This is a genomic window from Nocardioides sp. P5_C9_2 (assembly GCF_054049555.1).
Window position 1 is genome coordinate 1 of record NZ_JBFUMD010000748.1, and the last position, 1,047, is coordinate 1,047.

Annotated in this window: 1 protein-coding gene; it reads right to left on the reverse strand. The window is 72.4% G+C overall.

The genetic code is table 11. The features are described from left to right. Positions 1-130: 130 nt before the first annotated feature. The coding region (locus ACXJKL_RS21480; RefSeq protein WP_457209019.1) for a hypothetical protein at positions 131-1,047 on the reverse strand (917 nt) is incomplete at its 5' end.

Here is a 1,047-nt window from a genome sequence, read left to right on the forward strand (position 1 = left end):
GCTCGGCCCCCCACGTGGGGTAGTTAGGGACGATCTGGTCGGTCGAACGGCCGAATCACCTACCAACTCGTCCCTAACTACCCCGACGGGGGATATGGGACGCGGTCCCACGACTTCGCCGGCCAGACGTTCACGCGGCGCGGCGGTTCCAGAGCAGCCGCTGGCGGTCGTACGGCGTGAGCGCGCGTCGTTGCGCCACGGTGTGCGTCGGGGTCCACCACGGGGGTGTCTCCAGGGTCCAGCGGCGCCGGTCCACCGGTAGGAGTCCGGCACGGGCGTAGGCCTCGGCCAGCCGACCCACGAACGGGTCCCGCGTCCCCTGGTCGCCCGCCATCATCGTCACCGTCTCGAGGCCGAGGTCCCGGTACGCCGCGTCCTTGGCGACGTCGCGGCTTCGGACCTCACCCGCGAGGTGCAGCGCCCCGTCGTACTGACCCAGGACTCCGGACACCGGGTCGACGAGGTCGGGCGTTCCCGCGAAGCGGCCGTCGAGGTCGAAGATCGGGCGGTTGGCCAGGGGCCGTCCGAGACCGGTCCCGATCCAGGTGAGCCGCATGACCGGCTCGGCCGGCGACCAGCTGTTCTCCTCGAGCAGGGGCAGCACCTCACGCACCTGCTCGACCCCCTGCCGCGTGCCGAGGGCACTCTCGACGTACGCCCCCAGCTCGGCGATCGACACCAGGTCGTGGAATGCGRCGAGCTCGAACGCCACCACCGCGGCCTCGGCGTCCCGGGCCTTGCGCATCTCGTGGGCCACGCTCCACAGCGGACGCGTGATGCGGAGCCCCCGATGGCGGTACGCCGCCTCCCTGGGGAGGATCTCGCGCGAGACGACGATGCGCGAGTCCGCACGCAGGGAGTGCGTCGTCCCCGTGATCACCGGCACGGGCAGCTGTTCGTRCCACCGGCCCGCACCGTCGAACCAGCCGCCACCCGCCCACCGCAGTGCGGCCCAGCCGGTCACGGCTCCGTAGCCCGGCAGCCGGGACGCCCCCTCGACGATGCGCTGCTCCACGGACTGCTCGACGCTCACCGGCACCCACCAGC